At 74.3% G+C, this 25,559-nt stretch carries 21 protein-coding genes; 9 read left to right on the forward strand and 12 right to left on the reverse strand.

Going from position 1 to position 25,559, the window contains the following annotated elements:
• Nucleotides 1-97: 97 nt before the first annotated feature.
• Nucleotides 98-379 carry a hypothetical protein gene (locus tag ACPPVO_RS19675; protein ID WP_426512654.1) on the reverse strand — a complete coding sequence of 94 codons (282 nt, stop codon included), beginning with the start codon at nucleotides 377-379 and terminating at the stop codon, nucleotides 98-100.
• 57 nt (nucleotides 380-436) lie between these two features.
• Between ACPPVO_RS19675 and ACPPVO_RS19680 the strand changes: the two genes are divergently transcribed.
• The gene (locus ACPPVO_RS19680; protein WP_426514656.1) at nucleotides 437-1,543 is read left to right on the forward strand and encodes an IS630 family transposase; all 1,107 of its coding nucleotides are present in this window, start codon (nucleotides 437-439) and stop codon (nucleotides 1,541-1,543) included.
• Between the two features lie 161 nt (nucleotides 1,544-1,704).
• On the opposite strand, the gene ACPPVO_RS19685 is transcribed toward ACPPVO_RS19680, so the two are convergent.
• Together ACPPVO_RS19685 and ACPPVO_RS19690 are read right to left on the reverse strand one after the other, a co-directional pair.
• Entirely contained in the window at nucleotides 1,705-2,916 is a 1,212-nt protein-coding gene (locus ACPPVO_RS19685) for a hypothetical protein (protein WP_426512655.1), read from the reverse strand.
• Nucleotides 2,913-5,639 (reverse strand): hypothetical protein, encoded by a 2,727-nt coding sequence (locus tag ACPPVO_RS19690; protein ID WP_426512656.1) that lies wholly within the window; start codon nucleotides 5,637-5,639, stop codon nucleotides 2,913-2,915. The genes ACPPVO_RS19685 and ACPPVO_RS19690 overlap by 4 nt, the downstream gene beginning before the upstream one ends.
• 136 nt (nucleotides 5,640-5,775) lie before the next feature.
• On the opposite strand from ACPPVO_RS19690, the gene ACPPVO_RS19695 reads away from it, so the two are divergent.
• Entirely contained in the window at nucleotides 5,776-7,758 is a 1,983-nt protein-coding gene (locus tag ACPPVO_RS19695) for a hypothetical protein (protein ID WP_426512657.1), read from the forward strand.
• A gap of 86 nt (nucleotides 7,759-7,844) precedes the next feature.
• On the opposite strand, the gene ACPPVO_RS19700 is transcribed toward ACPPVO_RS19695, so the two are convergent.
• The 5 genes from ACPPVO_RS19700 to ACPPVO_RS19720 form a co-directional block, all read right to left on the reverse strand.
• On the reverse strand, nucleotides 7,845-9,917 hold the full coding sequence (locus ACPPVO_RS19700; protein WP_426512658.1) for a hypothetical protein: 2,073 nt from the start codon (nucleotides 9,915-9,917) through the stop codon (nucleotides 7,845-7,847).
• Nucleotides 9,917-10,282: a hypothetical protein gene (locus tag ACPPVO_RS19705; RefSeq protein WP_426512659.1), complete on the reverse strand. Its 366-nt coding sequence runs from the start codon at nucleotides 10,280-10,282 to the stop codon at nucleotides 9,917-9,919. The genes ACPPVO_RS19700 and ACPPVO_RS19705 overlap by 1 nt, the downstream gene beginning before the upstream one ends.
• Nucleotides 10,279-10,530, reverse strand: coding sequence for a hypothetical protein (locus ACPPVO_RS19710; RefSeq protein ID WP_426512660.1), 252 nt, complete (start codon nucleotides 10,528-10,530; stop codon nucleotides 10,279-10,281). Before ACPPVO_RS19710 ends, ACPPVO_RS19705 begins: the two co-directional genes overlap by 4 nt.
• A 126-nt stretch (nucleotides 10,531-10,656) precedes the next feature.
• The gene (locus tag ACPPVO_RS19715) at nucleotides 10,657-11,355 is read right to left on the reverse strand and encodes a hypothetical protein (RefSeq protein WP_426512661.1); all 699 of its coding nucleotides are present in this window, start codon (nucleotides 11,353-11,355) and stop codon (nucleotides 10,657-10,659) included.
• Complete coding sequence (locus tag ACPPVO_RS19720; RefSeq protein ID WP_426512662.1) at nucleotides 11,352-12,572, reverse strand: type VII secretion protein EccE; 1,221 nt, start codon at nucleotides 12,570-12,572, stop codon at nucleotides 11,352-11,354. The genes ACPPVO_RS19715 and ACPPVO_RS19720 overlap by 4 nt, the downstream gene beginning before the upstream one ends.
• 100 nt (nucleotides 12,573-12,672) lie before the next feature.
• Between ACPPVO_RS19720 and eccB the strand changes: the two genes are divergently transcribed.
• Genes eccB through ACPPVO_RS19735 form a run of 3 tightly spaced genes read left to right on the forward strand, consistent with a single transcriptional unit; the run spans nucleotide 12,673 to nucleotide 15,766 of the window.
• The gene (eccB, locus tag ACPPVO_RS19725; protein ID WP_426512663.1) at nucleotides 12,673-14,055 is read left to right on the forward strand and encodes a type VII secretion protein EccB; all 1,383 of its coding nucleotides are present in this window, start codon (nucleotides 12,673-12,675) and stop codon (nucleotides 14,053-14,055) included.
• Complete coding sequence (locus ACPPVO_RS19730) at nucleotides 14,052-14,789, forward strand: phytanoyl-CoA dioxygenase family protein (RefSeq protein WP_426512664.1); 738 nt, start codon at nucleotides 14,052-14,054, stop codon at nucleotides 14,787-14,789. Before eccB ends, ACPPVO_RS19730 begins: the two co-directional genes overlap by 4 nt.
• On the forward strand, nucleotides 14,786-15,766 hold the full coding sequence (locus ACPPVO_RS19735; RefSeq protein WP_426512665.1) for a methyltransferase: 981 nt from the start codon (nucleotides 14,786-14,788) through the stop codon (nucleotides 15,764-15,766). The genes ACPPVO_RS19730 and ACPPVO_RS19735 overlap by 4 nt, the downstream gene beginning before the upstream one ends.
• Here ACPPVO_RS19735 and ACPPVO_RS19740 read toward each other — a convergent pair whose 3' ends face one another.
• Complete coding sequence (locus ACPPVO_RS19740; RefSeq protein WP_426512666.1) at nucleotides 15,767-16,780, reverse strand: SDR family oxidoreductase; 1,014 nt, start codon at nucleotides 16,778-16,780, stop codon at nucleotides 15,767-15,769.
• Between the two features lie 84 nt (nucleotides 16,781-16,864).
• Between ACPPVO_RS19740 and ACPPVO_RS19745 the strand changes: the two genes are divergently transcribed.
• The 4 genes from ACPPVO_RS19745 to ACPPVO_RS19760 are packed head-to-tail and all read left to right on the forward strand — an operon-like array spanning nucleotide 16,865 to nucleotide 19,639.
• Complete coding sequence (locus ACPPVO_RS19745) at nucleotides 16,865-17,398, forward strand: TetR/AcrR family transcriptional regulator (protein WP_426512667.1); 534 nt, start codon at nucleotides 16,865-16,867, stop codon at nucleotides 17,396-17,398.
• Between the two features lie 9 nt (nucleotides 17,399-17,407).
• Complete coding sequence (locus tag ACPPVO_RS19750) at nucleotides 17,408-18,136, forward strand: hypothetical protein (RefSeq protein WP_426512668.1); 729 nt, start codon at nucleotides 17,408-17,410, stop codon at nucleotides 18,134-18,136.
• Between the two features lie 15 nt (nucleotides 18,137-18,151).
• Nucleotides 18,152-18,934: a DUF6193 family natural product biosynthesis protein gene (locus ACPPVO_RS19755; RefSeq protein ID WP_426512669.1), complete on the forward strand. Its 783-nt coding sequence runs from the start codon at nucleotides 18,152-18,154 to the stop codon at nucleotides 18,932-18,934.
• 48 nt (nucleotides 18,935-18,982) lie between these two features.
• The gene (locus tag ACPPVO_RS19760) at nucleotides 18,983-19,639 is read left to right on the forward strand and encodes a hypothetical protein (protein ID WP_426512670.1); all 657 of its coding nucleotides are present in this window, start codon (nucleotides 18,983-18,985) and stop codon (nucleotides 19,637-19,639) included.
• Nucleotides 19,640-20,040: 401 nt separating this feature from the next.
• Here the strand turns inward: ACPPVO_RS19760 and ACPPVO_RS19765 are convergent, their stop codons facing one another.
• From ACPPVO_RS19765 to ACPPVO_RS19775, 3 genes are all read right to left on the reverse strand, one after another.
• A complete protein-coding gene (locus tag ACPPVO_RS19765) occupies nucleotides 20,041-20,397 on the reverse strand; it encodes a helix-turn-helix transcriptional regulator (protein WP_360384546.1) in 357 nt (118 codons plus the stop codon).
• Nucleotides 20,394-22,163, reverse strand: coding sequence for a glycoside hydrolase family 76 protein (locus ACPPVO_RS19770; protein ID WP_426512671.1), 1,770 nt, complete (start codon nucleotides 22,161-22,163; stop codon nucleotides 20,394-20,396). The genes ACPPVO_RS19765 and ACPPVO_RS19770 overlap by 4 nt, the downstream gene beginning before the upstream one ends.
• Nucleotides 22,164-22,253: 90 nt before the next feature.
• Entirely contained in the window at nucleotides 22,254-25,457 is a 3,204-nt protein-coding gene (locus ACPPVO_RS19775; RefSeq protein WP_426512672.1) for a glutaminase domain-containing protein, read from the reverse strand.
• Nucleotides 25,458-25,559 lie beyond the last annotated feature (102 nt).

Here is a 25,559-nt window from a genome sequence, read left to right on the forward strand (position 1 = left end):
CGGGCCATCGAGGTGTACGCGGACCGCGGCGCATGGCGATTCCCGCCTTCGTCAACACGCACGGGCCGGCGATGCGAAGGAGCACGCCGCGTAGCGCTCAGGCCCGGCCGCCGGGGCGCGGCGAGTGCTCCGGCGGCAGCAGCGCCCGCAGCCAGCCGGGCGTGGAGGGCTCGGCGCGTAGCCGTTGCACGCACCGCGCCCACTGGCCGCCGTAGGTGTGGAACATCGTCGAGGCGAGCCAGTGCCGCGGGTCCTCGTGGTCAGGCCCGCTCATCAGCACGCGGCAGTCGAGCGGTCCGAGCAGGCCGACCCGCCATCCGCCGGACCAGGCGGCCTCGGAGAACGCGAACTCGTGCCGGTGGTAGTTACGCCGCAACAAACACGGACAAACCTAACAAAGCACTACTAGTGTCCTGAGTCATTGGTTCGTTGATAGATTGCCAGCGTGGGTGATGGTCGCGGTCCGAAGCTCGCCGCGCTGGAGTTGACCGACGCGGAGCGGGAGGCGTTACTGGGGCTGGCGCGTCGGCCGAAGACGGCGCAGGCTCTCGCCCTGCGGGCGCGGATCGTACTGGCGTGTGCGGATGGCCTGTCCAACAGTGAGGCGTCGCGCCAGCTCGGGGTGTCGCTGCCGACGATCGGCAAGTGGCGCAAGCGGTTCGTCGTCGACCGTCTCGACGGACTGCTCGACGAACCACGCCCCGGCGCATCCCGCAAGATTGGTGATGCCCAGGTCGAGGCGGTCATCGTCAAGACACTGGAGGAGTCACCGTCCAATCAGGACAGTCACTGGTCGACCCGGTCAATGGCCAAAGCTGTGGGTCTGAACCAGACCGCCGTCTCGCGGATCTGGCGGGCATTCGGGCTCAAGCCGCACCAGGTCGACAGCTGGAAGCTCTCGACCGACCCGCTGTTCATCGACAAGGTCCGCGACATCGTCGGGCTGTACCTGGACCCGCCCGATGCCGCGATGGTTCTGGCCGTGGACGAGAAGTCGCAGATGCAGGCTCTCGACCGCACGGCTCCGATCCTGCCGATGATGCCTGCTGTGCCCGGCCGGGTCACCCACGACTACGTCCGGCACGGGACCACCAGCCTGTTCGCCGCTCTGGACGTCGCCACTGGCAAAGTCATCGGCCAGACCCAGCGCAAACACCGGCACCAGGAGTTCCTGCGGTTCCTGCGCACCATCGACCAGGCCACCCCGCCCGACCTGGACCTGCATCTCGTGCTGGACAACTACGCCAGCCACAAGACTCCCGCCATCCAGCAGTGGCTGCTGGCCCACCCGAGGTTCCACCTGCACTTCACGCCGACGTACTCATCCTGGCTCAACCTGGTCGAACGCTGGTTTGCCGAGCTGACCAACCGCAAACTCCGCCGGTCAGCCCACCGCAGCGTCGCCGCCCTGGAAGCCGACGTCGCCACCTGGATCGAGGCCTGGAACGCCGACCCCAAACCGTTCGTCTGGACCAAATCGGCAGACCAGATCCTCGAAACAGTCGCCGCATACTGCCAACGAATCAACGACTCAGGACACTAGGGGCTGTATCGAAGTGGGGGTCGGAGCGAGGCGAGGCTCAGGCGTCGGCTGGGGCCGCGCCGGGCGCGCCCCGATACCGGGGTTGTATCGGGGTGTGACCGCTACGGTTCCCGGCGGCGTCTGAGTCCGCCGCAGCCCGGCCATCCACTTCGATACAGCCCCTAGGGCGCGGGGGCGCTCTCGTTGCTCAGGGTGCCGTCCGGCCAGGCGAGGATGCGGCAGAACGAGTCCGGCCTCGGGCAGCGCAGGCCGCGCTCCCGGGTCAGGTCGTGGGCCTTGGTGTCGCCCTCGGCCACGGCGCCGAAGCGCGTGCCCGATGGCTGGTCCGCGGCGGCCGTCACCGCGACGCGGCCGTCGTCAGTGATGGTGCGGGAGCGCTCCACCGCGCCGCCCCACATCCACGCCGTGTCGGCGTTCGGCGCGGCGGTGTGGTGGTAGGCGGTGCGGATCCGGCCGCCGGCGATCGAGTCCACCGTGAACCAGTCGTTGACGCTGTGCAGGGCCTGGGGCTGGCCCGGCACGAGGGTGGCGAAGCCGCCGCGGCCGGTCGGGGTCAGGTCGAGCGGGGGGTCGGCGGGCAGCAGGGCCTGCGGGGCCGCCTTGCGCGCGGCGGCGGTCCGGGTGTCGCCGGCGTAGAGGCGGGTGCCGTCGGTAATGGCGTACGCCGTCGTCGAGCCGAACGCGAAGGGCTGGGCGGCCGCCGGGACCCAGGCGGGGCGGCCGTCGGCGCCGATCACGAAGCCGCCGGCGCCGGCCGGGGCGGTGAGCGGGGTGCAGGGCTCGCCGGACTTCGGGGGCAGCGAGCGGGTACACCAGGCGCCCTGTTCGTTTTTGATCAGGGCCAGGTCGCGGCCCAGGCCCATGGTCGTGCCGGCCCAGTCGGTCGGCGTGATGCGGCCGGCGGCGACGTCGACCAGCGGCAGGCCGGGAGCGGCGAACCAGTGGAGGTCGGGGGAGAGGAACTGGGTGCGCAGCAGCAGGTCGAGGTCGGTCAGGAAGGGCGGGTAGCCGGCGCCGTCCTGCTGCATGCCGAGCACGTGGTCCTGCCCGCGCAGGACGCCGGCCGAGGGCGCGGGCAGCGGGCAGTAGGAGCGGGTCTGGCCGGTGCGCACGTCGATCGCCGTGAGGGCGGCCGGCAGGGACGCCCGCGCGTCCTGCTCGGCGTCGGCGCCCGGGAGCGGGCCGGCCCACAGGATCGCCAGGCCCGCGCTCGGGCCGCCGGTGAACAGGTCCACGCGGCACGGGGCCGGGGCGCCGGCGCTGGTCGGCGTGGGGCCGGGCGCCGGGCCGGACGACGTGCACGCGGCGAGCAGGGCCAGACCGATCAGCACCGCGGCGCGGCGCGCCGCGGTGCCGAGCCGGGCGAGCGTCACTTGACCGGGATGACCGGGGCGGTGGTCTCGGTGTCGCCCTTGCCGTCGGGAACCTGCCGATCCTGGTACCCGCCGTCCCAGGTGGTCGGCTCGTGGTAGGTCCAGCGGGTCTCGTCGCCGTAGTAGATGCGGTACTGGTCGTCGGTGTTGGACCAGTTGCCGCCCGAGTCGCCGAGCGAGCCGACCTGGGTCGGCCCGGTGCCGGAGGCGTCGGTGGCGAACTGGGTGTTGTACCCGCCGCCGTGCTGGTTGCTGTCGGTGTCCGGGCCACCGATGGTGCCGTCGACGGTGCGGTTGCCGAGGTCCTGGGTGTACGGGTCGAGGTTGTTGTAGATCGCCCGGACCGTCGACTCCGGATACTGCCCGTCGGAGTCGATGCTCACCGGGACCAGGCCGCCGTGGCCGTCGCTCACCATGATCGGGTGGCCGGTCGCGTTGCGGGCGCCCACCGTCATGTTCACGATGTTGTCCTGCACCCGCGCGTGCGCGGCGGCCTCGGAGGTGTTGGCGTTGGCCAGGTCGTTGACGTACCCCTGCAGGTTGGTGATGTAGGTGTTCTGGTCCGGCGCCCCCGGCTCCTGGATCGCGGCGTCGGTGATGATGCCGAACGCCGTCGAGCCGACGCTCAGCGCCGTGCTGTACGGCCCCGGCAGCGGAGCCAGCCCGGCGATGTCGAACAGCGTGCTGACGCCGTCGACGTAGCCCTTCTTGGTGTTGTAGTCCGACATCGCCTGCGCGTAGGCCAGGTCCTCGGCCATCTTCTTGGTCTGGTCGGCGGTGGCGCCTTCCTTGACCGCATCGTTGAGCACGCCGGCCGCGGCGGCGTCGGTGCTGCTCGTGAGCCGGATCGCGTCGGCCATCGCCTGCTGGTAGACCGGGTCGTGCGGATCGGTGTGCCCCTGCGCCATCACCATCTGCAGGTATTCCTGGCCGCGCGTCAGCGTGCCCTCGCGGAAGTGCTGGTAGACGTCGGGGTCGCTGGCCGCGACGAACTTCAGGAAGTTGCTGCGGGTGGCCGCGTCCATCTGGAAGCCCGAGATCTTCGTGCCGTCGGGCAGCGTGATCGTCTGCACGCCGTTGGGGCCGGTGTCGTACTGCGCGAACGAGTCGACGTAGGTCATGCCGACGTTCGCGATCGCGCCCTTGACCTTCTCGTTGGCCATGTGCGCGAGGCCGTTGTAGTCGGTCCCGGCGTCCTGCACGATGGCCAGGCCGGCCTGGGCCGCCTTGGTGTCGTCGAGGCCGTGCCCGCGCATGCTCGCCGAGATCAGCACGTCGGCGGCGCCCTGGCCGGACTGCCAGTTCATGCCCATGACCTCGCGCCGCTCGGCCGCGTTGTTGACGATCCAGTCGTTGGTGAACGTGCGGTTGCGGGCCACCACGCCGAGCGCGTCGGACGAGAGCTCGTCCGGCATGAGCTTGTTCCAGTCGTCGACCGACAGCTCCTTGAGCGACCCGTTGTACCCGTGCGCGATCGGGAAGTCGGCCTTGTAGTTGGCGTACATGACGTTCATCTGGTGCTTCCAGCGCAGCGACGCGTCCTTGAGGTTGGACGCGAGGGCGTCGCTGGGCTTCACCGTGTCGCTGGAGTAGTCGTTGAGCAGCCCGACGAAGCCCGCGGCCTTGAGCAGGGCCGGGTCGGTCTTCGGCGGGAACTCGTCGCCGAGGTGCCGCTCGCCCGGCGTGGCCCACAGGCCCGCCTGGTCGCTCGGGTCGGTGACGCCGAGGTTGCTGGCGATGATGTCGCGCGCCGACTTCGGCAGCTCGTTGTAGGGCACGTTCTGCGAGAGGTTGAGGAAGCCGTCGCCGACGCGGCTGACCATCTGCACGAACGGGTTCTTCTGGTCGGGCTTCTCGCCCGGCTTGACCCCGGCCTGCTTGTCGGCCCAGTCCTTGATCTCGCCGAAGTGCGGGGTGATCTCCTCGTAGTACCCCTTCAGCCAGTTCTTCTCCGCCTCGGTGAGCGGGACGCCGGCCTTCTGCTTCGCGTTGAGCAGGTTCAGGTACTGCGTGTTCTTGTCGAAGGCGGCCTTGGCCGCGGCCGGGTCGCCGTTCTTCGTCGCCGCCACGGTGCCGTCGGCGGCCGCCTTCGGGTCGGGCACGTCGACGTCGCCGGGGCCCTCGTCGAGCTGGGTCGGCGGGATGTACCCGAGGTCGGCCATCGCCTTGAGGTGGTCGGACAGGTACTTCTCGTAGTCGCCGATCGACGTGTTCAGCGGCCCGCCGGCGTCCTTGACCTTCTGCACCGCCCGGGAGATGAACGGCGCCATGTACTGCTGGCGGTTCTGCTGGAAGTCCGGGTCGTTGTGATACTGCCGGACCTGCTGGTTCCACTCGCCGATGATCCCGTTGACGTCGTTCTCCAGGGTGGTGACCTGGGTCTTCGCCGTCGACGAGCGCTGCGAGAGGTCGCTGGCCGTCTCCGACAGCAGCTTCGCGATCTTGCCGAGCTTCTCGCCGTTGTTGCCCAGCTGCTTGCTGGCCTCGGCGACCTGCGCGTTCACGTCGATCGGCGTCGCGTTGTTCACCTTGTAGCCGTCGCCGGCGGTCTCCAGGCCCTTGGTCGCCAGCGTGACGGCGTCGCCCTGCTGGGCCGCGGCCTGGTTGAACCCGCGCGCCATGGCGTAGATCTCTTCCGGATCACCGGCGGTGAACTGGTCGCGCAGCTTCCAGGGGTCCACCCCGGCCGCGGCGACCAACGACTCCTGCGAGAAGTCACCCATCGATACACTCCCCGTTTCCTGCCCCCCGCGGGCGGCGCTTCGAAGGATCACGGTTACCCCGTATTCTGCCATGCACGTCGATAAGCCGCGGCCCCGGCGATTCCGCCCGGCCGCGCCGGATGGGGGTCGGTGCGTCATGCAGCCTGCGGCACGGGGGGTGGAGCACCTGCGCCGGTTGCAGCACCCGGGCGGGAGCTGGAGCGACTTCATGGTCGCGGTCGGGTGCTCGGACACGTGGGTCACCGGCTACGCCGGCACCGCGCTGGCCGCCGCGGCGAACGCGGAGCACCTGCCGCCGCCGGTGCGCGCGGCCGCGGCCGAGGGGGCCGACGCGGCCGCCGGCTGGCTGCTGGGCGCGGCCGGACCGGGCGGCGTCTGGGGCTACAACCGCGGCGTCGCGCCCGACGCCGACTCGACGGCGTGGGCCGTGCGGCTGCTGGCCGCCCGCGGCCGGCCGGTGCCGCCGCCGGCGCTGGCCTTCCTGGCCGCGCACGAGACCGGCACCGGGTACCGCACCTATCGCGACGTCGCCCGCACCCGCCGCTGGTCGGAGCCCACGCCGGACGTGTCGGCGGCGGCGCTGCTGGCCCAGCACGAGGCCGGCGTGCTCGACCGGGCCGCGCTGGCCGACGGCTTCCTGCGGCTCGTCGCGGGCTGGCAGAAGCCGCCGGGCCGGTGGACGAGCATCTGGTGGGCCGAGGACGGGTACCCGACCGTGCTCGCGCTGGAGGCGTGGGCGGTCGCCGGCCGGCCCGGCCTGACCCCGGTGCCCGCGCCGGTGCGCCCGCCGGTCACCGCGTTCGGCCACGCGCTGTGGCTGCAGGCCCTCGTGCTCACCGACGCGCCCGCCGACGCGGCCCCGCTGCTGGCCGCCGAGCGCCCCGGCGGCGGCTGGGCCGGCGACGCCGAGTTGCTCGTGCCCGACCCGAGCGGCGGCGGCCTCACCGAGCGCAGCATCGACTCCCGCGGGGTGTTCACCACCGCCACCGCGCTGCGGGCGCTGCTGGCCGCCGGGCCGCTGCCGTCCGCCCCGCCGGCGCCGGTCACGGCCGCGCCCGGGCGGGACGCGCTCGGGCACGGCTACGACCGGCTGATCGGGCAGGTCGCGGCCGACCTCGGCGTCGAACCGTCCCGCGCGGTCGCGGTCTTCGGCGAGCTGACCCGGGAGTCGCTGGCCGCGCCCGCGCCGTGGCCGAGCGCGCAGCTGTCGGGTCTGGCCGGCGGGCTGCCGGTGGAGCTGTCGGTCACCGACGGGGCGCCGGCGCTGCGGTACACCGTGGAGGTCGGCGACCCCGTCCTGCCGGCGTTCTCGCGGGCCGTGAGCGGCCTGCACGCGATCGGCCGGGCCGCCGGGCTCCTCGGCTGCGAGCAGGCGTGGCTCGACGCCCGCCCGGCCCTGCAGGCGATGGTCGACCCGGCCCTGCCGGTGCCCGAGGGCAACCGCTTCTGGGTCTGGGCCGGCGTCGACGCCGAGGCGGGCGGGCGCGAGGTCCTCAAGGTGTACCTCAGCAGCCTGCACCAGCACCTCGACGACGGCGGGGCCCGGCGGCGGGTCACCGCGGCGCTGCGCGGGCTGGGCCTGCCGGCCGGGGCCCCGGCGCTGGACGTGCTGGCCAAGCTGGAGGGGCACGGCTTCTGCCAGGAGCTCGGCATCGGCCTGGCGCCCGGCGGCCGCATCGGCGTCAAGGTGTACTACGAGCTGCCCGGCTGGCGCCCGGAGCTGGTCACCGCCGTGCTCGCCGACGCCGGACTGCCGGCCGAGCTCGACCCGGTCCGCCCGGCGATCCCCGGGGTGCTGACCGAGGAGGTGGCGGCCACCCACCGCGCCGGCATCATGCTGCGCGTCGACCTCGCCACCGGCCGCGTCTGCGAGGTGTCGACCGCCTCCGGCTTCATGCGGCCGATGATCGGCCACGCCGAGATCGCCCGGCGGGTCGGCGCCTGGCTCGGCACGACCGGCGACCGCCGCGCGTTCGACGCGGTCGCGGCGCGGCTGCTGCCGGGCTGGCCGGAGCGGACGGGCCGCCTGCACAGCCTGTTCACGCGGGCCCGCTCGGCCAAGGGCGCCCGCACCACGGTCTACCTGCGCCCCGCCCTGCCGGAGGCGCCGCGGGCCTGACGGGCCGGCCCGGGACAGGACCGCTCAGGCGGGTACGGCGGCCGGCGGCCGGACGCGCCTGACGGGCCGGCCCGGGACAGGACCGCTCAGGCGGGTACGGCGGCCGGCGGCCGGACGCGGATGCGCAGCTGCGGGGCGGCGTACCCGACGAAGGCCATGCCGAGCGGGTCCCCTTCGGCCAGGAGCGTGAGCCGGGCATCGAGCAGGGCCGCCGCCAGCGGGTCACGCCGCTCGACGAAACACTCCAGGAACGCCCGCCCGAACCGGGCGCCGAGCCGCTCGTCGGTGGTGATCTCGGTGCCGATCAGGCCCGAGGCGCGGGCGACGCGGACGAACGCGTCCACGAAGTTCATCGCCACGCGCGGCTCGACGGTGGCGGTGCGGCAGCCGTTGAGGAACACGAGCGGGTGGGTCCGCGGCCAGTACACCCCGCCGTCGGCGATGAGCTCGTACCCGATTCCCGGCGAGCCGGACTGCCCGACGACCACGGCGGGCAGGCCGGCGCGGTCGCTGCCGTGGCAGTACAGGTAGACCAGGTGCGGGCCGAAGGCCCGGTCCCGCAGGCCGGCCAGCAGTGCGTCGCGGTCGTCGTAGCGGCGATGGGTCGCGCCGAGCGAGGCGACCCACTGTTCGTGAGCGCCGGCGAACTCGTCGGCCACGCCCACGATGACGTTCGGCCGGTCGGTCACGTCGAGGTACCGGCCGTCGGGGCCGTCGTCCGGGACCGCGTCGCCGGCGACGGCGTAGGTCAGCGACTGCGGCAGCGCGACCGCGTGCCGGAAGCCCCAGAACCCGCCGGGGCAGACGATGTTCCGATCGTGGTACGCCGGGCACTCACCGCGGAAGCACGCCGTGGCCGCCAGTTCGGCGCCCGACCCGGCCGCACCGATCGCGGCCAGCGCGTCCGGGCAGACGCGCAGCCGCTCGCGGACCGTGTCCAGCGGATGGTCGTAGAACAGCGCCACCGGGACGGTGAACGTGAGGCCGCTCTTGCCGGCCACCTCGACCACGCCCGGACGGCGCATGAGCGACTGCAGCCCGCTGATCGGCGGGTCCACCTCCCGGGGCAGGGGCGGCTCAACCCGCTCGGCGAAGCGCCCGGCGGTGTGCGCCCAGAACCGGTACCCGGACAGCGCCATGGTGATCAGGTCGTCGTGGAACGTCGAGCCGGGCAGCCGCCCGTACCGGTACCGTGCCCCCTCCGTCCAGCCGCCGGCGTCGCCCCAGGCGACGTGGGACAGGGTGCGGCGGGCCCGGTCGATCTCGTCCTGCAGCTCGCCCCGGTCCAGCACGACGTCGGCCTTGAGCCGCTGCTCGCCGAAGAACCGGAAGGCGCTGGTGCCGTCGCCGTTGTCGTTGACGAGCACCGACAGGCGCAGGGGCTCGACGTCCGTCAGGGTGTCGTGGTCGAGCGCGCCTCCGGCGACGTAGTCCACGACGGTCCGCAGGGCCTCGGGGGCCGTGCCGCCGGCTCGCACGGTGACCTCGACGACCCGGGACTGCAGCAGCGTCCGGCGGCAGTACACGTTGCAGCGCAGCCGGAACCGGCCCTCGCGGGCGGGGGTGCGGAACGGGAAGCAGAGCCGGTCCGAGCCGGTGTAGCGGGCCGCGGGCTGCTCGGCGATCCGGATGCCGCCGGGGTGCACGGAGAGCACGCCGACGTCCGCGGCCGGGTCGAGGACCAGCTCGTCCGGGTACGCGAAGACGGCGACGTGCAGCTGCGTGCCGGGCCCGGCGTCCGGCGGCGGGACGAGCGCCCGGAACGAGATGTCGATCGCGCCGCGCAGCGGCCTGGCCCCCGTCGCGAACCAGAACACGTAGTCGGTGCCGGGCTCGAGGCACCGGTCCGGGGGCAGCGTCCGTCTCGGCTTCCCGTGCTCGGCGATGCCGGTGCTCACCAGCGGCCCGCTCGTCGCGGGCCGCCGGGGGAACCACCCGAGCACCCACCTCACGACGGACGGCGGGTGGACCATCGCCACCGCCACCAGGTCCGGCCGGGGCCACACCGGCCGTCGGATCCGCAGCAGGTCGGACCAGCGCCGGACCTCGTGGTACCGCCACCGGCGCCACGCCTCCCGCAGCTTCCACACCATGGCCAGCGCGACCGCGCCGAGTGCGACCCGGCCCGCGTCGAGGAGCCAATGCAGCCAGCCGGGCATCAGAGGCCCGCGGCCGCGTTCTCGCCCGCGAGCATCGGGTGGGAGTCGTCGCCGGCGATCTCGTGCTTGTCCAGCGCGGGCCGGCGCCCGTCGAGGAAGTACGCGGCGGTGAACCCCTTCGCGCGCCACACCATGATGACCAGCAGCACGAAGTACACGAAGAACCCGGCCGCGAGGCCCAGGCCGTAGGCGGCGAAGAGCCGGGTCTTCTCGGGGAACAGGGCGAGGACGGCCCCGCCGCCGAGGGCGCCGACGATCGTCGCGACGTCGGCGAGCTGCACCGAGGCGCGGTACCGGTTCACGTAGTAGGTGAACCAGCCGATCACGGCGCCGAACGCGAACGCGCCCCACTCGATGAACGTCACGGCAACTCCTCCTGGACGGCGGCCGCCCGGGCCCGGTGCCGGACGAGCCGGTGTGCGGCGCAGCCGAGCAGCGCGCCGAGCGCCGCCGGCCCGGCCGCGGCCGGACCGCCCGCGAGCGCGGCGATGCCCGCGGTGAGTACGAGCATCAGGACGCCGCCGGCGACGCGCCCCCGGTCGCGGCCGGCGAGCGCGTCGAGCAGGAACCAGCCCGGCACGGTGCCGTACGCGATCACGCCGCAGATCAGCACGCCGCCTCCGCTCGGGGATGGCGGGACCCGGCCCGCATGCGCATCGTAGGCGGCCGATATCGCGGAGTGGATCGCCCGCCCGTGCACCGCCCCCGGCGATCCGGCGACCGTCGTCGACCCGAACGGCTACGGGGTGCGCGGGAACAGGATCGGCAGCACCCCGTGCCGGTCGGCCAGCGCGATCTCGCCCGGGCGCAGCTCGTCGGCCAGGGCCGCGTCCGGGTGCCCGAAGCGCCGCGCGACCACGCCCGAGTACCCCTGGCCGGTCAGCAGGATCGCGTCCACGCGCGACCAGAACTCCGTGCCCTCCGGCGGGGCCGCGCTCACGTGCACGACCGTGCACCACGGGTGCTCGCCGACCCACATCGGCGGCGGGCTCGGGTGGTCGACGACGAGGACCTGCGGGCCCGGGTACGTCGCCGGGGCGCTGCCCGGGGCCGGGGGCCAGTTCGACGGGCCGTCCAGCCAGGTCAGGCCCGGGCCGCTGATGAGCGTGCGCAGCGTGGCCCAGTAGCGGTCGTCGGCGGTGAGCACGGCGACGTGGCAGCCGACGCCGACCAGGCGGTAGACCAGCGCCGCGGCGAGCGCGGGGTGGCCGAGCACGCCGAGGCGGACCGGGTGCGGCTGGATCGCGGCGACGGCGGCGGGGCGGCCGGCGCGGTCGGTGCCCAGGTACAGCCCGCCGATCGGGATGTCGAGGGCCAGGCCGACGTGGCCGGGGGAGTCCCAGCGCACGGACGGCAGCATCGTCAGGTCGGCGTCGCCGGGCGCGGCCGGGCGCGGGGCCGGGGCGGCCGCACGGGGGCGGGTGTCGCGGCGGCTCATCGCGACGTCCAGCCGATGGCGCCGGTCAGCGGGCGCGGGCCGCCGCCGAGGGGGAGGGTGGCCAGCACGCCGGCGGCCTGGGCGCCGGGCAGCGGGGTGGCCAGGCCGGCGTCGAGGAGGCGCTGCCGGGCCTGGCGCGCGTCGGCCGGGTCGGCGCCGACCACGCGCAGCGCGGCGCGGGTGCGGGCGGCCGGGCCGTCCAGCTCGACGGCGAGAGACAGCACGGCCCGGTTCGCGGGGCCGCGCGCGACGGCGTCGAGCAGCGCGAGCCAGTCGGCCGGGGACGCGACCGCCGCACCCAGGCAGTGGTGGTGGCCGCCGCCGGTGACCCACGCGTCGCGCCGGACGGCGCCGTCGGGGGCGGGGTCCCCGACACCGCGCAGCGTTCGGGCCAAAGACGGAGCATCCATCGGTACCGTCGACACGCCCTGACCCAGCAGACGCACCCGGAGCCGGGCCAGCGCCGCGGCGACCGCCAGCCGCGCGCCGTCCGCGCCGCCCCCGCCCCGCCGCCGGGCCGCCTCGGGCGCCCAGATCGGCTCGTAGCGCACCGACACCCAGGCGCGGCGCATGAGCGGGATGCCGGCCCCCGGCCACGGGTCGCGGGCCTGCGGCACGGCGCCGTTGCCGTTGGTGCGGGCGACCCCGAGCTGCTCGATCAGCACCTGTACGCCGGCCAGCGGCACGTCGTCGTCGGCGGCGAACGCGGCGAGGCGGCCCAGGTCCACCCGCACCGGCGTGCGGGTGTCCAGCTCGAGCGCGGCCGCGAAGCCCTGCCCGTCCCACGCGACGCCGAGCGGGTGCCCGTTGCGGTCGGTGCACTCGGCCACCTCCAGCCGCGGCGCGATCCGGGCCGCCGCGCCCAGCTGGGCCGGGCCGCCCAGCACGGGCGCCGCGACGGGCGGGGGAGCCGTCAGGCCGGCCACGGGGGGCGCGGCCGCGGGCCGGGCGGCCGCGAGCACGCTCGCCGCCGCGTCCCGGCGCACCCGCGCGGCCAGCAGGTCGGTCAGCCAGCGCCGGTCCCGGCGGGCCAGCGCGACCGCCAGCACCACGACCGCGACGCCGACGAGGGTCCAGCCGCCGACGCCCAGCAGGGCCCCGCCCGCGACCGCGGCCCCGACGGCCGCCTCGAGCGCGAGCAGACGCCCCCGGCCGATGCGCAGCCGCCCGCCGCTGCGACGGGGCCGGGCCCCCGCCTCGTACGCCTGTACCGCCACTTCCGCCGCCCCGTTCCGGTCAGTGGTATCGATCCGTTGCCCGTATCATGGTGCCGCAGGACGCACCTGGACAACCCGACGGTGAGGATGCAGCGACGCGATGGCGACCACCCGGGACCACGTCGCCGCCTACGACTACGAGAGCCGGCGGCGGGTGACGAGCCTGGTCCTGGGCTCCGACGAGGCCGGCCAGGACCCGCACCGCCGCCTGAACCGCACGATGGTCGGCAGCACGGTCATCGCCGTGCTCGTCATGGCCGGCTTCGGCGTCGCCGGACTGCTCGGCGGCGGCGGCGGCCCCTCGCTGCCGGACTCGGGCGCGGTCCTGGTCAAGGGCAGCGGCGACCGGTACGTGCTGGTCGACGGCGTGCTCCACCCGGCGCTCAACCTCAGCTCGGCGCTGCTCGTCGGCGGCGGCCGGCCCACCGAGGTCCGCTCCTCCGCCCTCGACGGCAAGCGCCGCGGCCTGCCGGTCGGCATCCCCGGCGCGCCCGACGGCATCCCGCAGCGCCTGGCCGCCGGCCCGTGGACGGTGTGCATGCTCCCGTCGGGCTCCCAGGTGGTGCGGCCCGAGGTCGAGGTGCTCGTCGGCCTGCCCGCCCCGGCGCCGGGGGCGCTCGGCGCCGAGTCCGCGGTCGTGGCCGAGGACGGCGGGACGACCTGGCTCGTCACCCTCGGCCGGCGGTACCGGCTGACCGGCAACACCCGCGCGCTGCTCGGCCTGCAGGACGCCCGCCCGATCGCCGTGCCGCCGCGCGTGCTCGACACGCTGCCCGAGGGCCCGGAGATCGCGGTGCCGGCCGTGCAGCACGGCGGTGCCCCGCAGACGACGCTGCCGGTCCAGGCCAACGTCGGCGACGTGCTCCAGACCCAGGGCACCGGCCCGGGCCCGGGCTACTTCCTCGTGCAGTCCGACGGGCTCAGCGCCGTCTCGCCGCTGACCGCCACGCTGCTGCTGGCCGGCGACAGCAAGCTGGTCAAGGCCGACCGCGGGGCCGTCAACGCCGCGACCTCCAAGCAGGCCGTGCCGGGGAGGTCCGGCTGGCCCAAGGAGGTACCGAAGGCGGTCGACCCCGTCCGCGGGCAGCCGCTGTGCATCTCCACCACGCCCGGCACGCCGCCCGGCGACGCGCCCTGGGCCGTGTCGGTGAGCCTGCCGCCGGAGATGCCGGCGCCGGCGTCGGCCCCGCCGATCGCCACCAAGGCCGGCCCCGACACTGACCTGGCCACGTCGGTCGCGATCGTCCCGGGCACCGGCGCGCTGGTGCTGGCGACGACGACGGCCGGCCAGGACGGCGGCTACAACCTCGTGACCGAGTCGGGCCAGCGCTTCCCGATCGTCTCCGCCGACGCGGTGGCCCGCCTGCAGCTCAACCCGGCGTCGGCGAGCCGCCTGCCGCTGCCGTTCGTGGCGCTGCTGCCCTCCGGACCGACGCTCGACCCGACGGCGGCGGCGCAGGAGTACCAGGGGACGCACCCGTGACGCTGGAGGCCGACGGCTTCGTCGTTCTGCCCGCGCTGCTCGCCGGCGAGCGGCTGGCGGCGGCCGTCCGGCACGCCGACGACCTGCTGCACGGCGTCGGGTGGAGCGGCAACGACTTCGACGGGCGGAAGACCCGGCGCGTGTACTCCCTGCTGGGTAGCGTCGGCGCCTTCGAGGCGCCGCTGACCCACCCGGCGGTGCACGCGCTCGTCGCGGAGCGCCTGGGCCCGGTGTACCAGTTCGGCATGCTGTTCCTCACCGCGGTCGACCCGGGCCAGGGCGCCCAGTCGCTGCATTTCGACGCGGGTGTGTATCCGCTGCCCCGCGACGTCGAGGCGGAGACGAACGTCATCTGGGCCCTCGACGACTTCACCGCGGACAACGGCGCGACGGTTGTCGCGCCGGGCAGCCACCGCTGGCCGGCCGGGCGGCGCCCCGAGCCCCACGAGCTGGTCCCGGTCGTTATGCCCGCCGGCAGCGCCGTGGTGTACAGCGGCCGGCTGTGGCACGCCGCCGGTGAGAACCGCGGCCCGGCGACCCGCCGCGCCCTGATCTGCGAGCACGTCCTGCCGTGGCTGCGGCCCGCCGACAACCACACCCTGGCGACCGGGCCCGAACGGCTGCGGAGCCTCACGCCGCAGCTGCGCCGCCTGGCCGGGGTGGCGCCGGCGAGCGAGTACCTCGGCCTGGTCGGCGGCCGGGACCCCGAGCAATGGCTGGAGGCGGCCCGATGAGCGAAGAACCGAGCCTGTGGGCGGCGGCGGACCTGCTCACGCCGATGGCGATCCGGGTCGCGGCGACGCTGCGGCTCGCCGACCACATCGCCGCCGGCCGGACGACCGCCGACGCCCTCGCCGACCGCGTCGGCGCCGACCCGGAAGCGCTCGCGCGGCTGCTCGGGCACCTGGCGACGGCCGGCGTGGTGACACGGGCCGAGACCGGCTACGCGCTCACGGGCCTCGGCGAGCAGCTGCGCGACGACCACCCCGGCGGCCAGCGGCCGTGGCTCGACCTCGAGGGCTCCGTCGGCCGCGCCGACCTGTGCTTCGCCGACCTGCTGCACACCGTGCGCACCGGCGAGCCGGTCTTCCCGCGCCGCTTCGGCCGGCCGTTCTGGGAGGACCTGGTCGCCGACCCGGCAAGGCAGGCCCAGTTCGACGGCCTGATGCGGTCGCGGCTGACGACCGCCGGCCCCGACGTCGCCGCCGCCTACCCGTGGGCCGCCCTCGGCCACGTCGTCGACGTGGGCGGCGGTGACGGCAGCCTGCTCATCGCGATCCTGGCCGCGCATCCGGGCCTGCGCGGCACCGTCGTCGACCTCCCGGGCGCCGTGGACCGCGCGGAGCGGGCGATCGCCGCGGCGGGCCTGGCCGACCGGGCCGGCGTCGTTGCGGGCAGCTTCTTCGACGAGCTGCCGCCGGGCGCGGGCGGCTATGTGCTCTCGGGTGTACTGCACGACTGGCCGGACGAGGACGCCGAGCGCATCCTGCAACGCTGCGCCGACGCGGCCGGCGACACCGGCACCGTCCTCGTCTGCGACCACATCGGCGACACCTTCGACACCGAGGGCGACCTGCGCATGCTGTGCTACTTCAACGGCCGCGAGCGCACCCTGGAGCACCTGCGCACCGTGGCCGCCCGGGCCGGCCTCGCCACCGTCGACGTCACCCCGGCCGGCTCGCGCTCCCTCATGGCCCTGCGCCGCGCCTGATCAGGCGTGCGCCAGGAGGCTCTCGGCGGTCTCGGCGATGGTGTCCCCGATCGGGCGCGGCACCCACCCGAGGAGGCGCTCGGCCTTGGCGCTGGACGCGTCGAAGTCCCGGCCCAGCTGCGGGCGCAGCGCTCGCAGGCGCGCGTTGAAGAGGCCGAGCACGCGGGCCACCACGAGCGGCATCTCGCGGGTGGGGACCTTGGCCGCCCGCGGCCCGAGCCGCTCGTGCAGGATGCGCGCGACCTCGACGACGCGCAGGCTGGGCCCGGCGGTCGCGAGGAACCGCTCCCCGGCCGCGGCCGGGTCGGTCATGGCGCGCAGGTGCAGCTCGGCGACGTCGCGGACATCGACCCAGCCGGTGCCGAACGGCGGGCATGCGGGCATGTCGCCGGACAGCATGCCCCGGATAACCCGCAGCGAGGGCGGGTCGTCGGGGCCGAGGAGGGGCCCGAGCACCGCGGTGGGGTGCACGGCCGACAGTTCGAGCCCGTCGCCCTCCTCATGGACGAACCGCCAGGCGGCGCGCTCGGCCAGCGTCTTCGACCGCTGGTACGGCGCGATGTCGGCATCGACGTTCGTCCAGTCCTCCTCCGTGAACGGCGCCGACCGGCGCGCATGCCCGTAGCCGACGGCCCCGAACGCACTCGTCAGCACGACCCGCCGGACGCCGCCGGCCCGGGCCGCCCGCAGCACCCGCAGCACGCCGTCCCGGGCGGCGTCGACCATCGCCCGCTCGTCCCCCGGCGCGTGCCGCAGGGTCGGCGAGGCGACGTGGAGCACGTACTCGCATCCGTCGGCCGCGCCGGCCCACCCGTCGTCGCCGCGCAGGTCGGCCCGCACGACGGTCAGCCGGGCGTCGTCGAACGCGGCCGCGGCGCGCAGCTGCGCGCGCAGGGCCGGCTCGCGCCCGAGGTCGCGGACCGTCGTGCGCACGTCGTGCCCGGCCTCGAGCAGCGCGAGCACGCACCGGCTCCCGACGAACCCGGATCCCCCGGTGACCAGGACAGTTGTCATCCGCTGCTCCTCCGCTAGACTTTGTGGAGAGTTCTCCAGTTACGGTAGTGGAGAGCTCTCCACTTAGCAAGGGTGAGGGATCCGATGGTTCGTGCCGACGCTCGCGAGAACCGGGCTCGCATCCTGCAGGCCGCCCGCGAGGCGTTCGCCGAGGACGGCGAGACGTCGATGAACCAGATCGCCCAGCGCTCCGGCGTGGGTGCGGGCACCCTCTACCGGAACTTCCCGAGCCGCGAGACGCTCGTCCTCGCCGTCTACCAGGAGGAGATCGAGCGGATCATCGGTACCGTGCCCCCGCTGCTGGCCGAGCTGCCGCCGCTGGAGGCGCTGCGCCGGTGGACCACCGATCTCGTCGAGGCCATGCGCCGCAAGCACGGTCTCGGCGACGCCCTCAGCTCCGGCGCGCATCAGGCCATCGCCGAACAGACCTACGGCCCGGTCATCGGCGCCATCACCGAGCTCCTCGACGCCGGCCGGCGGGACGGCAGCATCCGTCCGGACGCCGACCCCGGCGACTTCCTGCAACTCACCGGCGCCCTCTGGCGGTCCGCGCCGGGGCCCGGGGACCGGTCCCCGCACATGCTCGCGCTCATCCTCGACGGCCTGCGCACCCGGTAGCATCCGGCGATGGGTTTCAGCCTCGACGTCGGCCTGTTCCTGTGCACCGATCCCGACGGCGAGGAGCACTGGCCGCTCGCCGCTCGCGAGGCCTACCTCGGCGCGATGAACGAGGCCCTGCGCGGTCTCGGCCTGGCCGAGCACCGGGAGCCCCGCGCACTCGACGAGATCGACCCGCCGCTGGACCCGGGCACCGATCCGTGCCTGCTGGGCGAGTCGATGGGTCCGTACTCGTCCCACGCCCGCCGGGCGGACCGGCTCGACTGGCTGGCCCGGCACGTCGCGGTGGTGGGTTCGGCACCGGCGGCCGAGCCGCCGTACGAGCCCGGGATGTACCAGGCGTACGACACCTTGCCGGACCGCGGCGCGGCCTTCGACCATCTGCTGGCCGCCTGCCAGCAGGAGGTCGTCGTGCTCCCGCGCCGGCTGGAACGGGTGCTGTGCGCCGATTCGCCGGCCGGGGTCATGTGCTTCGTCTCGGCGCAGCGGCTGCGCACCGAGGCGGCGGCGCTGGCGTTCGTGCTGCGGTACCCGGACCCGTCGGAGCCTGCTTCGCCCGTGGTGGACCCGGTCACCGGCGACCCGGTCGAGGACCGGTCGTTCGCGGGCCTCGACACCCGCGTGGCGGAGGACGCCGAGTCCTGGCAGCGGTGGGCTGACGAGTCCGTCCTCTGCCACCGGCTGCTGCGCTGCACGGCCGATATCCTGCGCACCGGCGCACTGGGCCACACCAGCTGAACGGAGAACTGCCGCATGCCGACGTACCCCGAGCCCGCTGTTCTCTATCCGGAGGTTGCCGTCGCGGGCAGCCTCGCCGCCGCGCTGCGGGACGTCGTGGCCGAGCTCGGGCTGGCCGTTCCGGTGCCGGTCGGGGAGTCGGAGTCGCTGTACTCGGCGGTCGTGCCGGCCGCCGTCGCGCACCGCGAGGAGCTGGAGGTGTCCGCCAGCCGTGTCGAGCGGCTCTGGTACGTCACCGGCCGCGAGCGGGCTCAGGGCTTCACCGTGATCGGAGGGGAGACGCCGGATCTGGCGCAGGTCGCCCGGGCCGCGCAGGGGTGGCATGACGGGGCGGCGCTCGCCGGGATCGTCGAGGCGGCGTCGTTCATGGAGCTGACCGGGCGGTCGGAGTGGCCGGGCAGCGAACCGGCTCAGATGGCCGAGGCGGAGTGGGAGCAGCTGCGCCGGGAAGCCGCGGAACTGGCGCTGAAGTGGACCTGGCCCGAGTACGAGGCGCTGGTCGAGGCCGCGTACGCCGAGCCCCGGCTGCGGCAGCTCTACCCGTTCACCACTCACGTGGCCCTGCGGTTCTCGACCCGGACCCGTCCCGCGCTGGACATCGTCCCCGTGTGCCTGCACGCCGGGCGGGGTCCGAACTTCTCGGTCACCAGGGGCTTTGTGGCCGACGAGGACGGCCCGCTCGCCACGGCCGCCACCGCCGAGGAGGCCGTGGCCCTGGCGGTGCGCCACCTGCCGCCCGGCATCGGCCCCGCGACCTCCGGCGACCCGGACGCGCTGGACCGGCAACGGCAGTCGTAAATGCGGCAGCAACGGCGGTGAGCGGCGAACCGCGACTACAACGGCCCTATGGACCTCATCGCCAGCACCGACGTCGCCGCCGACAACATCCTCGACTACTCGGTCACGCCCGCCGCGCAGTCGTACGTGATCGGCGAGCACATCGTGCGCATTCCCCGCTGCCGTGTGCTCGCCGTCGCCTGCCTGTCCGACGTGCGGCCGCCGGAGTACCCGTTCCCCCAGGTACCGTCGGCGCCCTGGCACTACTCGGTCGCCGCGCACTCCTTCGTCGGGTTCCGCCACGGCGGCACCGGCGTGTGGGAGTACCCGACCGCGTCGCGGGCCGAGCACGACGACTGCAAGGCCGTGAGTTTCCGGGTGTACGTCGGGCAGGGCTGGGCCGCGGTCAACGGGCTCGTCTTCCAGACAGGCCTGGTGCCGCCGCAGTACGGCAGGGTGACGCTCGAGGACTACCGGCTCGTCTTCGACGCGATCACCGGCGCGATCCACTTCACCCTCGCCGTGTCCCGCACCGAGGACGCCGGCGAGCCGGACCTCGACCCCGACGAGTACGCGCTGGCCGCCGCCCGCGAGGTCGCGCCCGAGGGCGTGCAGCTGCGGGTCCGCCCGCTGGACCGGCCGCTGTCCGCCGGGCGGCACTTCCGGGTCGACGCCGCCTCCGGCGCCGTCGTGGAGGTGGTCCAGCGCGAGCCGAAGACCCGCTGAGGCCGAACCAGCCGCCGCCGCCGGCTACCCGGGCGGCGCCGGAGGACATCGCCGCGGCGATCCTGGCCCTGATCCGCAACGATCACATCACCGGAACCCTGCCGCACGTCGACGGCGGCCAGCGCCTCGTGTGACCCGCCTGCACCGCACTGCGAGCCCCCGATGAGCACAGGCGCGGACGCCGCGCCAGATCGCGACGCGGCGGGGACCGCGCCGCGTCGCCGGTTCGCGCGGCGGCTGGGTTCCTGGTGGTCGTGTCGGCGGCTCGCGAAGCGCCTGTGCTCCTCGTCGACGCGGCGGCGTGCCGTGTGCTCGCGCAACTGTTCGCCGCCCGAGCGCGCCGGCGGAGATTTTGAGGGGGTGTGGGTGGAGCGAAGCTCCCCCACCGCGAGCGCAGCGAGCTAGGAAGCGGCCAGGCGGTGCAGGAGTAAGCGTTGCTGGCGGGCGTACGCGCGCTGGCCCAGCTGCCGCAGCTGTTCCCGGCTCCGGGCGCCCCGCAGGTAGTGGTCCAGCGGCTCGACCGTGTCGCCCAAGGGCTCCTCCACCGCCGGGACCACGGCGTGCGCCGCCAGGCGGTACGCGCCCGCCCGGCCCGGGACCGCCTCGATCGGCAGGCCCGCGGCCGTCAGCAGGTCGATGTCGAGGTAGATGGTGCGTACGTCCACGCCGAAGCGGCAGGACAGGGCCGCGGCCGAGACCCACGGGCGGGAGCGCAGCTGGAGCAGGATGCCCACGTGCCGCGCGTGGCGCGCGCTCACGATGCCACCAGCAGGGCCTGCAGGGCGCTCGCCTGGGTGCGCCAGTCCGGCGGGGACGGCGGGCTCGCCCAGCGGCTGCCGATGCGGTTCATCGGGTCGCGGGTCGGCCACAGGGAGTTGGCCTGGGTGTCGGCGAAGGATTGGAACTGGCCGGCTTCGGCGAGGTACCGCATGAACACGCCCTTGAATTGTTTCTGGTTGTCGTCGCAGGACTGGCCGGGGTCGCAGGACTCGGTCAGGACCCCGTTGCGCACTAGGGAGGAGCCGACGGCGGCGTTGCCGAGCCGGCGGGCCGCGTCCTGGTAACTGGCGGTGCCGGTCGCGCGGTACAGCTCCATCGCGGCGCCGATCGCCAGGCCCTGGTTGTACGTCCACACCGTCTGGCCGTTGTTGTGGCAGTCGGTCGTCAGGCCGTCGTTGACCAGGTTCGCGGCGTTGACGAGGCCGCTGTTCTGCAACCAGTTCCAGCCGGTGACGGCCTTGTTGAGCCACGCCGTGTCGCCGGCGATTCGGTTGTGCAGCGCGGCGGTCAGGCGCAGGTACAGCCCGATCGTCACGGCGTTCTTGTAGGTCCGCTCGCGGTCCCACCAGACCCCGCCGCCGCACGTCGAGGTGTCCCAGAAGCCGGACACGTAGCCGGCGATCGTCACGGCCTCGTTCAGGTACGTGACGTCGTGGGTCAGGTCGTAGGCGTCGATCCAGGTCAGGCCCCACCAGGCGGTGTCGTCGACGGAGCGGCTGATGAAGTGGCCCTCGACCGGGTCGGAGGAGCGGGCGCCGGCCGGGAAGGCGACCCGGTTGACGTCGAAGGTGCGCTTGACCGCCCAGGCGTAGGTCTGGTCGCCGGTGCGGCGGATGTACTGGATGACCGTGCTGAGCGCGACCGCCGAGTTCCACCAGCTGGACGGGTACCAGGCGGGGTAGGGGTCGTAGGAGTACATGAGCGCGTCGGCCGCGGCACGCATGCGAGCCGAGGACGGGCGGGCCCACGCGGTGCACGCGCCGTTCTGGCTCTCGACCGCCCGGCCGCAGGCGCGCACCGCCCCGCCGTACAGCAGTGACGTGGGGTCGGTGACGTTGAAGCGGTTCGTGCGGCCGCCGGTGGTACGACCCAGGGATGACCCACCCGGCCAGCTCGCGCCGGCGTCGAAGGAGCGGTCCAGCCACACCTCGTCGCCGGCCCGGTTGTTCGTGATCGTGCCCCAGGCCAGGCCGCCCGCGTCGACGTGCAGGGCGATCGTGCGGCCGCTGAGGGTCACCGCGCGCACCGGGTCGGCGTCCGTGCCGCCGGTCGCGTTGTCGCAGGTCGCGGCGCAGACCGACGCGTGCACCCAGCCCGTGCAGGCCACGGCGTGGGCGTCGCCGCAGGCGCGGACCATGCCGCGGCGGTGGTGCGAGGGGTCGGCGAGGTTGTACATCAGGGTGCGCGTGCCGGTCCAGGTGGCCGGGATGGCCGCCTTGCCCAGCAGCCCCTCCCAGGTGGCGCCGCCGTCGAAGGAGCGGTCCAGCCAGACCGACTCGCCCTCGGTGCCGGCGTCGATCGAGCCCCAGGCCAGGCCGTCGAGGTCGGACAGGTGCAGCACGATCCGGCGGTTGTTGATGAGCAGCGTGCCGGCCGGGAACGTCTCCTGGCGGGCCAGGGACGGGTCGCGGGTGTCGCAGTACTGCGCGCAGACGGCGGCCGCCGCCTGGGCGGTTGCGGGCGCGACGGCGAGGCCGGCGACGAGCAGCAGCAGGACGGCGAGCGTTCGTTGGATGGCGGCCACGATTAACTTCCTTTACAGAAAGCGCTCTCACAACGTTGTACGTCGGTGCTCAGCCCTCGGTCAACAGGCAAACTTCCTGCCAGATACGGGTTACGCGATGGCGCGGACGTCGGCGTCGGTCAATGCCCTGGTCCAGACCCTCATCTGGTCGATGCGGCCGGGGAAGTGGTCGGCGTCGCCGCCGTTCCACTTGCCCCGGCCGATCGTGAACGCCCCGCCCGCGGCCCACGCGACGCCCATGGCGGCATCCGCCACTGCAGCACCGTCCACGTAGAGCCGCAGCCGGCCGACGGACGCATCGCGCACCCCCACGAGGTGCGTCCATCCGCCGGTTCGCGGCGGGAACGGCGACACCGCCCGGGTCGCCGCGGCGTTCGCGGTGTCGGCGGCGAGCATCGCGAACGCCCATGCGTTGTCCGCCGCCGAGTACTGCAGATAGAACCCGCTCGCCTGCACGCCGTCCTGCGCCGCCACCGTGGCGAAGTTCGACGTCGCCGCGAGCTGGACCCACGCCGAGACGGAGAAGCTCGCCGCGGTGTCCACCAGCCGGGCCGCGGTCGCGAAGCCGGTGCTGCCGTTGAGCTCCAGCCCCGTGCCGCTGTAGCCGCCGCCGAGCGCCGCGCCGCCGCTGAGGGTCAGGGACGCGTCGGCGGAGTCGAAGGGGTACGCCGCGACCTGGCTCGTGGCCAGGCCCGCGGCGGCGGCGATCGTGGCGGCCGGCAGCGCGTGGTCGTAGGTGCGCACGTCCGCGACGGTGCCGGCGAACGTGTCGGCCGCGGCCCCGTTCCACTTGCCCCGGCCGATGACGAGGGCGCCGCTGGCGGGCCAGCCCGAGGTGTACCCGGCCTGCCCCTGCAGCACCCCGTTGACGTACAGGCGCAGCTGGCCCGCCTCGGCGTCGTACACCCCGGCCAGGTGCACCGCGGTGTTCAGGGCCGGCGCGGCCGAGGACAGCGCCCGGGTCGAGCCGGTGCTGTCGGCGTCGGCGGCCGTCATCGCGAACGCCCACCGGGCATCGCTGCCGGAGTACTGCAGGTAGAACCCGCTGACCCGGGCGCCGTCCTGGCTGACCGCGGTACGGAACCCGGAGAGGTCGGAAGGGTTGACCCGGGCCATGACCGTGAACGAGCTGTCGGTGCGCACCACCGGGAGCTCGGACGCGGCCGGCGTGCCCAGCGGCCACGACCCGGTCAGGCCGTTCGGCGTGTGGCGCAACGTCATGAGGGCGAAGGCCCCGCCTACGACCGGCCGCGCGGCGAAGCCCGACTGGTTGCCGCTGTCCGTGTCGTACCAGTCCGTGAACGGCACGCGCGCCGGCGTGGTGTTCGCGAAGGTGTACGCCTTGCCGATGAGCATGTCCCGGGCCGCGCTCTGCCCGGTGAGGAACGCCGCGGTCCACAGCTCCCAGTCGACCTTCGTGTATGTGTGCCGCGGGTCGAGCGGCACCCCGTAGGCGTGCTGGTTCTGCAGGTACCAGGCCGCCTCCTCGGCCGCGACGGCCGGCGGCACGAGGTTGGTGCCCGCGACCCGGTCGGCGAAGCCGTTGTACTTCAGGCTCCACGTCGGGTCCGCGCCGTCGTACGTCAGCTTCAGGTGGCTGTGCGCGCTGTTCTGCGCCATGGCCGCCCACTGCGCGATGTACTGCCGCGCCGTCGCCGCGTAGGTCGAGGGCTGGCCGGCCCGGCGCGCGATGTCGGCCATCGCCCCGATGCCCACGATCCCCTTGAGGGCCAGGTTCACGCTGTGCGCGATGAACCCGGTGAAGTCGTCGGTCTGGTTCTGGTTGCCCGGGTCCGGCAGGTTCGCCACGAGGTAGTCGGCCCAGCTCTTGAGCTTCGCGTAGTGCGCCGTGGCGTACGCGCCCGCCCTGGCCGCCGGCAGGCGCGAGAGCAGCGCCGCGACCATCACGAGCATGTTCGCCGACTCCTCGACCGGCATGTCCTCCTCGTCCTGGCCGATGCGTCCGAACGCGTTGGGGTACACGCCGAGGTCGTGCGGGGCGAACGGCTTGTCGAAGCCCTGCGCCTCGGTGTAGTCGAACAGCGGGGCGAGCAGCAGCTCCAGCCAGCGCGGGCTGAGCTGCAGGAAGGCCGGGAACGCCGGGTAGATGACGTCGACCGTGCTGAAGTCGCCGTTGGAGGAGATCTCCTTGAGCATCACCCAGGGCGTGCCGCCGCGGCTGACCAGCTCGGTGCCGCCGAAGGCCTGGCGCACCACGAGGGCGCAGAGGGCGGCGTACTGGTCGTTCGCCGCCGCCCGCGCCCAGGCGTCGATCTGGGCGTCGAGGGCGGCGCCGACGGCCCGGGCGGTGTCGCGGTCGGCCCGGAACCAGGCGAGCATGTCCGGCCAGGCGGCCCACTGGGTGCGCCAGTACGGGTCGAGCTGGGTGCCGAGGTAGGACACCGCGGGCGTGCGCACGTGGCCGATGACGAAGACGACGGGGCCGCTGCCGGCCGGGCCGACGGCGCCGAGGGCCCGGTTGAACGCGAACACCGGCCAGCTCGCGTTGATCGCGCGGGGCTGGTTGGCGTCGGCGGTGTCCGGCAGCGCGCCGGTGCCGGCGGCCGCGGCCCGCACGGTGGCGTCCGCCCCGGTCTGCCAGGTCAGCCCGGCCACGTCGTCGGTGCTGAAGACGACCGTGCCCCACGACGCCTGGTCGTTGGTCTCGGCGAGCACGGACGGCGCGGCGGGCTGGAACGTGTGCACCCGCTGGGAGCCGGCGGTCTGCGTGGCCCACGTGATCTGCTTCGTGCGGTCGCCGTGCGCCCACTCGCCGGACACGTCGACGTAGAGGCTGACCTGGTGCGTGCCGGCGTCGGCCGAGGTTGCGGTGATGCTCAGGTACGACATCGGCACCGACTGCCGGCGCAGGCTCGCCGGGTCGACGGGGGAGAAGAACTCGACCTCGAGCCGCACCGGGCCCGCCGCGATGGTGAAGGTCGAGCGGGTCGCGGTGATCACGAGCGCGGTCTGGGCGGCCAGGGGCCAGCCGCCGGACGGGGCGCCCATGAAGACGTACGGCTGGCCGTCGACGCGCACGATGCCGGTGATCGCGGTGACCGCGCCGGCCCAGAACGTGGGCCAGTTGCCGGGCAGGGTGTCGGCGCGCAGCCAGGTCGACAGGTACGGCGAGCGCACGGCGAGGGGCGTGGCCGGCGGCCGGATCGGGGCGAACGTGGTGGCGGCGTGCGCGGCCTCTTCGAACAGCAGTGGGCCGAGCGCCGAGCCTACGATCCCGCCGAGGGCGGCCAGGCGGAACAGGTCCCGGCGAGTGGGGTGCGATGGCGGGCTCACGTGACGTAGCAAACATTTTCCGATGCAAAGTGTCAACGATCCCCATGGATTTCATGGGTACCTGTTCGAAGTTGTTGAGTCCGTGAAATGTACACGGCACTT

Origin of the sequence: Dactylosporangium sp. McL0621, from assembly GCF_049995355.1 — a bacterium.
In the GTDB taxonomy this organism is placed as follows: domain Bacteria; phylum Actinomycetota; class Actinomycetes; order Mycobacteriales; family Micromonosporaceae; genus Dactylosporangium.

Bases quoted from the DNA above. Each gene is read 5' to 3' on its own strand.
- ACPPVO_RS19690 (WP_426512656.1), bottom strand. From the start codon at position 5,639: ATGGGTGACTTCTCGCAGGAGTCGTTGGTCGCCGCGGCCGGGGTGGAC.
- ACPPVO_RS19695 (WP_426512657.1), top strand. From the start codon at position 5,776: ATGCAGCCTGCGGCACGGGGGGTGGAGCACCTGCGCCGGTTGCAGCAC.
- ACPPVO_RS19700 (WP_426512658.1), bottom strand. From the start codon at position 9,917: ATGCCCGGCTGGCTGCATTGGCTCCTCGACGCGGGCCGGGTCGCACTC.
- ACPPVO_RS19715 (WP_426512661.1), bottom strand. From the start codon at position 11,355: ATGAGCCGCCGCGACACCCGCCCCCGTGCGGCCGCCCCGGCCCCGCGC.
- eccB (WP_426512663.1), top strand. From the start codon at position 12,673: ATGGCGACCACCCGGGACCACGTCGCCGCCTACGACTACGAGAGCCGG.
- ACPPVO_RS19735 (WP_426512665.1), top strand. From the start codon at position 14,786: ATGAGCGAAGAACCGAGCCTGTGGGCGGCGGCGGACCTGCTCACGCCG.
- ACPPVO_RS19740 (WP_426512666.1), bottom strand. From the start codon at position 16,780: ATGACAACTGTCCTGGTCACCGGGGGATCCGGGTTCGTCGGGAGCCGG.
- ACPPVO_RS19745 (WP_426512667.1), top strand. From the start codon at position 16,865: ATGGTTCGTGCCGACGCTCGCGAGAACCGGGCTCGCATCCTGCAGGCC.
- ACPPVO_RS19750 (WP_426512668.1), top strand. From the start codon at position 17,408: ATGGGTTTCAGCCTCGACGTCGGCCTGTTCCTGTGCACCGATCCCGAC.
- ACPPVO_RS19755 (WP_426512669.1), top strand. From the start codon at position 18,152: ATGCCGACGTACCCCGAGCCCGCTGTTCTCTATCCGGAGGTTGCCGTC.
- ACPPVO_RS19760 (WP_426512670.1), top strand. From the start codon at position 18,983: ATGGACCTCATCGCCAGCACCGACGTCGCCGCCGACAACATCCTCGAC.